General features: G+C 69.2%; 5 protein-coding genes. All 5 read right to left on the reverse strand.

What is annotated here, in order from left to right; translation table 11 throughout:
* Positions 1–279: MFS transporter (locus INE98_RS09635; protein WP_293538546.1), on the reverse strand; the 279-nt coding region annotated here is incomplete at its 3' end.
* Positions 280–392: 113 nt separating this feature from the next.
* Complete coding sequence (locus INE98_RS09640; RefSeq protein ID WP_293538548.1) at positions 393–2,471, reverse strand: 3-hydroxyacyl-CoA dehydrogenase NAD-binding domain-containing protein; 2,079 nt, start codon at positions 2,469–2,471, stop codon at positions 393–395.
* Positions 2,472–2,606: 135 nt separating this feature from the next.
* Positions 2,607–3,398 carry an SDR family oxidoreductase gene (locus INE98_RS09645; RefSeq protein WP_293538549.1) on the reverse strand — a complete coding sequence of 264 codons (792 nt, stop codon included), beginning with the start codon at positions 3,396–3,398 and terminating at the stop codon, positions 2,607–2,609.
* 12 nt (positions 3,399–3,410) lie between these two features.
* Entirely contained in the window at positions 3,411–4,820 is a 1,410-nt protein-coding gene (locus INE98_RS09650; RefSeq protein WP_293538550.1) for a VWA domain-containing protein, read from the reverse strand.
* Positions 4,820–5,515 (reverse strand): MoxR family ATPase (locus INE98_RS09655; protein ID WP_293538551.1); only part of this gene is annotated, 696 nt, incomplete at its 5' end. The genes INE98_RS09655 and INE98_RS09650, both read right to left, overlap by 1 nt.

Raw genomic sequence — 5,515 nt, forward strand, 5'->3', positions numbered from 1 at the left:
CACCCACATGAGCAGCATGGTGACCAGGAAGGTGTTCTTGCGGCCCCAGAGGACGCCAAGACGGCCGAAGACGATGGCCCCGAAGGGGCGGACGGCGAAGCCCGCCGCAAAGGCCATCAGGGCCAGGATGAACCCCGTCGTCTCGTTCACGCCGGAGAAGAAGTGCAGGCTGATGAAGGCGGTCAGCGAACCGTAGAGGTAGAAGTCGTACCACTCGAAGACCGTGCCGGCGGAGGCCGCCCCCACGATCATCCGGTCATTCCGCGCCTTGCCCGCCATGTGTTCCTCCCCAGGTCACAGCCCCGGGAGAGGATAGGCTCCGTTCGCGCGCCGAATCCAGAGCGGGATCGGGCGCCCGGGCCGGCGACAGCGCCGGCCCGGAGCCCTTGGGATCAGAGGTCGGAGAACTTCTTGCCCTCGGCCACCAGCTTCTCGAGCAGGGCGGCGGGCTTGAAGTCGTCGCCCATCTTGGCCTGGAACTCCTTCATCTTCTCCAGGACCTTGGCCGGGCCGATCTGGTCGCCGTACCACATCGGGCCGCCGCGATAGACGGGCCAGCCGTAGCCGTTCTGCCAGACCACGTCGATGTCCGAGGACCGGATGGCCTTGCCCTCCTCGAGGATCTTCACGCCTTCGTTGATCATCGGATAGATGCAGCGCTCGAGGATTTCCTCGTCGCTGACCGTCCGCGGGTTGGAGCCCGTCTTGACGATGAAGTCGTTGATGATCTTCTCGGTCACCGGGCTCGGCCTGGCGTTGCGGTTCTCGTCGTAGTCGTAATAGCCCGCGCCGGTCTTCTGGCCGCGGCGGTCCATCTCGCAGAGCACGTCGCGGATGCTCTCGCCCTTGGAGCGTTCCTTGACCCAGCCGATGTCCAGGCCGGCCAGGTCGCTCATGGCGAAGGGGCCCATGGGGAAGCCGAAGTCATAGAGCACCCGGTCGACATCCCACGGCATGGCGCCTTCCATGACCAGCTTCTGGGCCTCGCGCTGGCGCTGGGCCAGGATGCGGTTGCCGACGAAGCCTGGGCAGACGCCGACCAGGGCGGCGATCTTGCCGATCTGCTTGGCCAGCTTCATCGAGGTGGCGATGACCGACTTGGAGGTGTGGTCGGCGCGGACGATCTCCAGGAGCTTCATCACGTTGGCGGGCGAGAAGAAGTGCAGGCCGATCACCGCCTCGGGGCGCTTGGTCACCGAGGCGATCTCGTCGATGTTCAGGCCCGAGGTGTTGGTGGCCAGGATGGCGCCCGGCTTGCAGATGGCGTCCAGCTTGGTGAAGATGTCCTTCTTCACGTCCATGCGCTCGAACACCGCCTCGATCACCAGGTCCACCGGGGCCAGGTCGTTCATGTCCAGCGAGCCCGTGATCAGGGCCATGCGCTCCTCGACCTGGGCGGCGGTGATGCCGCCGCGGGACGCCGTGCGCTCATAGTTGCCGCGGATGACCTTCAGGCCGCGCTCCAGCGCCTCCTTCTGGACCTCGACGAGGGTCACCGCGATGCCGACATTGGCGAAGTTCATGGCGATGCCGCCGCCCATGGTGCCGGCGCCGATGATGCCCACCGACTTAACCGGGATCAGGGGGGTGTCGTCCGGCACGTCCGGGATCTTCTGGGCCTGCCGCTCGGCGAAGAAGGAATAGCGCTGGGCGGCCGATTGCGAGCCGGTGACCAGTTCGCCGAACAGCTTGCGCTCGACGGCCAGGCCTTCGTCGAAGGGCAGGTTCACCGCCGCCTCGATGCAGCGGATGTTGTATTCGGGGGCCAGGAAGCCGCGGAACTTGCGGGCGTTGGCCTTGCGGAAGGCCTCGAAGATCTCGGGCTTGCCGCGGGCGGCCTCGACCTTGGAGTTGTTGTCGCGCACCTTCACCAGGGGCTTGTTCTCGGCCACGCAGCGGCGGGCGAAGGCCACGGCGGCCTCGCGCAACTTGCCTTCCTCGGCCAGCTCGTCGACCAGACCCATCGCCAGGGCCTCCTTGGCGGGGGCGTGGCGGCCGGAGGTCATCATCTCCAGGGCCTTCTCGACGCCGGCCACCCGCGGCAGGCGCTGGGTGCCGCCGGCGCCCGGCAGCAGGCCGAGGTTCACCTCGGGCAGGCCCAGGCGGGCCGAGGGGACGGCGACCCGGTAATGGGCGACCAGGGCGACCTCCAGGCCGCCGCCGAGGGCGGTGCCGTGGATGGCGGCGATCACCGGCTTGGGCGCGTTCTCCATCATCTCCTGGACGTCGAACAGCGACGGCCCGCGCGAGGCGCCGCCGAACTCGGTGATGTCGGCGCCCGCGATGAAGGTGCGGCCTTCGCAGATCAGCACGATGGCCTTGGCGTCGGGATTGGCGGTCGCCGCCTTGAAGCCCTCGAAGAGACCCTCGCGCACATTGGCCGAGAGCGCGTTCACGGGCGGCGAGTTCAGGGTGATGACGGCGACGTCGCCGTCCATGGAAAGGTCGGTCACCGGATTGATGGCGGTCATGGCGTTCCCTCGGTCTGCAGTTCCCGGACCGGTCGTTCAGAGGACCAGTTCCGGAGGCGATTTCCCCCGGCGGTGTATACGCGGCGCCTCAGGGGGGCGAGTCAAAACTGAGGCGGAGGCGGTGTCGGCCCGTCGTCAGGCCCGGCCCAGGACCTTCGCCCTCAGCCGGCGCATGCCGCCCAGCCAGCGGTCGTAGTCGGCCGTCTTGCGCTGCATGTAGGTGCGGACGATCTCGTGCGGCAGGATCAGGAAGCTCTCGGCCTCCAGGCCCTTCACCACGGCCTCGGCCACCTCGTCGGGGGTCAGGACGCCGTCCAGGTTCTGGGGCTGCTCCTGGCCGCCGCCGGCCCTCAGCATGGCCGTGTCGACGCCCTGGGGGCAGAGGACGGACACCTTGATCCCCAGGTCCCCCTGGGCGATGGCCAGGCTCTCGGCGAAGCCGATGGCCGCGTGCTTGGTGGTCGAATAGACCGCGCTGCCGATCTGCGAGAGCAGGCCCGCCGCCGAGACCGTGTTCAGGATGTAGCCCTCGCCCCGGGCGATCATGCCGGGCAGCGCCGCCCGGGCGCCATAGACATGGGCCATGACATTGACCCCCCAGGCCCGGTTCCAGACCGCGTCGGGGGCGGAGGCGGCGTTGTCGGGGTCCGGCTCGCCGCCGCCGACGCCCGCGTTCTGGCAGAGGAGGTCGATCCGGCCGTGCGCGGCCTCCACCGCCCGGACCATGGCTTCCACCGCCGAGGGGTTGGAAACGTCCACGCCATAGGAAGAGCCGCCGATCTCGGCCGCCACCTTCGCGGCGCCCTCGGCATTGAGGTCGACGACGGCCACATGGGCCGCGCCTTCCCGGGCGAACCGTCGGCAAAGCGCCGCGCCGATGCCATCGGCGCCGCCGGTGACGATGATGATCTTTCCTTGAACCTTCATGGGGCGGGTCTCCTAGTCGTAGGCCATCAGGATTTCGTCGAGCGCCCGTTCCAGGTCGGTGACGGTCGAGCACTGGGTGAGAAGCGTGCAGAAGGGGCGGTACTCCAGCAGGCAGCTGTCCCCCGAGCCCCAGTTCGTCGCCGGCTCCGGGCAGAGCCAGACCAGCCGCTTGGCCTGGTCGGCGATCTGCTTGAAGACGTCCAGGCGGGGGTTCGAATAGTTCGAGCGGCCGTCGCCCAGCACCAGCACGGTGGTGCGCCGGTCGATGACCTCGCCGAAGTCCCGGTCCAGCTCCAGAAAGGCCGCGCCATAGTCGGTCCCGCCCGAGCCCACCTCGTCGACGATGGCCCGCATGGCGGTCTCGAAGGGCAGGGTCTCCAGCGGCCGGCTCACATCGGCCAGGTGGGCGGAGAAGGCGAAGGTCTCCAGGTCGGTCACCTTCTCCTTCAGGGCGTGCAGGAAGAGCAGCAGGAAGCGGACATACTGGGCCACGGAGCCCGAGACGTCGCAGACCGCCACGATCTTCGGCCTGTCCTTGCGCTTGATCTTCCAGATGATGTCGAAGGGCAAGCCGTCGTGCCCGGCGTTGGCCCGGAGGGTGCGGCGGACGTCCAGCCGCCCCCGGTCCTTCACCTTGCGGCGACGGGCGTGCCGCACCGCCAGCCGCTTGGCCATGCGCTCCACCAGGGCCCGCATGCGCTCGGTGTCGCTGCGTCCCAGGGCGCCGAAGCTGCGCTCGGCCAGGATTTCGTTCATGAAGGCGTCCTGCGCCGACCGGCCGTAGATCTCGAACCGGGCCTCGACGAAGGCCCGGGCCTGCTTCTGGAGGGCCGAGCGGGTCGCGATCAGGGCCTCGGCCTCGGCCTCGCCCTCGGCGTTGCGCCGGGACAGGGCCTCCATGAGCCGGGCCTCCAGGGCCTCGACCCCCATCTGCTCCATCATCTTGCGGACGAAGTAGCCGGACTGGGTGGCGAAGCGGATCTCGTCCACCCCCGCCGCGGCGCCCGCCCGCTCGAGGGCCATGGCCAGCTGCCCGGGGTTCTCCCCCCGCGCCAGGGCCGAAAGGGCCTCCACCGGGTCGCCGCCCTCGCTCCCCTCGCCCCCCTCGCTGGCGCCCTCCTGAGGCTCGGCCTCCCCGCCGCCGGGCTGTCCGGCGTCCGGCTCGCCCCCTTCGCCGGGCTGTCCCTCTGCGGCGGCGTTCGCCGCCGCCTCCCGGCTGAAGTACAGCTCGAAGAGCTGCTCGTGGATCGCCTTTTCCTCGACGGACTTGGCCAGGACCGTCCCGAGGGCTGTCTTCAGGACGCCCCGGTCCTCCCAGCCCACCACCTCCACCGTCCGCGCGGCGTCCATGGCCTCGGTGGTCGACACCCCGGCGCCGGCCGACCGCAGGGCGCGGATGTAGCGGGTGAGGGTCCGCTCCATCAGCGGCCGGCCTTGTCCCCGCCGTCGAGGAGGGCCTCCACCTTGCCGGCGACCTCGGCGATGTCCGACTGGCGCTTGAGGATGACGTTCAGGGTCGAGCGCACCAGGGCCGGGTCCAGGCTGTCGGCGTGCAGCAGGATCAGGGTGCGGGCCCAGTCGATGGTCTCGCTGATCGAGGGCAGCTTGCGGATGTTCTCGCCCCGCACCGCCTGGATGAAGGCCACCAGCCGCTCCAGCAGCCGCTCGGAGACGCCGGGCACCCGGGTGCGCACGATCCGCGCCTCGAGCTCGGCGTCGGGGAAGTCGATGTGCAGGTGCAGGCAGCGGCGCTTGAGCGCATCGCCCAGCTCGCGGGTGGCGTTGGAGGTCAGCACGACCAGGGGCGGGACCTGCGCCGCGATGGTCCCGATCTCCGGTACTGTGACCTGGTAGTCGGACAGGACCTCCAGCAGCAGGGCCTCGAACTCCTCGTCGGACTTGTCGATCTCGTCGATCAGCAGGACCGAGCCGGTGGACTGCTCCATGGCCCTCATCAGGGGCCGCGGCTCCAGGAAGTCGCGGGAGAAGAAGATGTCCTGGAAGCCGGTCAGCCTGTGCAGGGCCTGGTCCAGGGTGTCCGCGTCCTCGACCAGATGGCCGATCTTGTCCTTCAGGATCTGGGTGTAGAGGAGCTGCTTGCCGTACTTCCACTCGTA

The organism is Phenylobacterium sp. (assembly GCF_020253645.1).
Classification (GTDB): Bacteria; Pseudomonadota; Alphaproteobacteria; order Caulobacterales; family Caulobacteraceae; genus Phenylobacterium.

What these genes read in the sequence shown, in the direction of transcription:
- INE98_RS09640 (WP_293538548.1), bottom strand. Translation starts at nt 2,471, where the DNA reads ATGACCGCCATCAATCCGGTGACCGACCTTTCCATGGACGGCGACGTC.
- INE98_RS09645 (WP_293538549.1), bottom strand. Translation starts at nt 3,398, where the DNA reads ATGAAGGTTCAAGGAAAGATCATCATCGTCACCGGCGGCGCCGATGGC.
- INE98_RS09650 (WP_293538550.1), bottom strand. Translation starts at nt 4,820, where the DNA reads ATGGAGCGGACCCTCACCCGCTACATCCGCGCCCTGCGGTCGGCCGGC.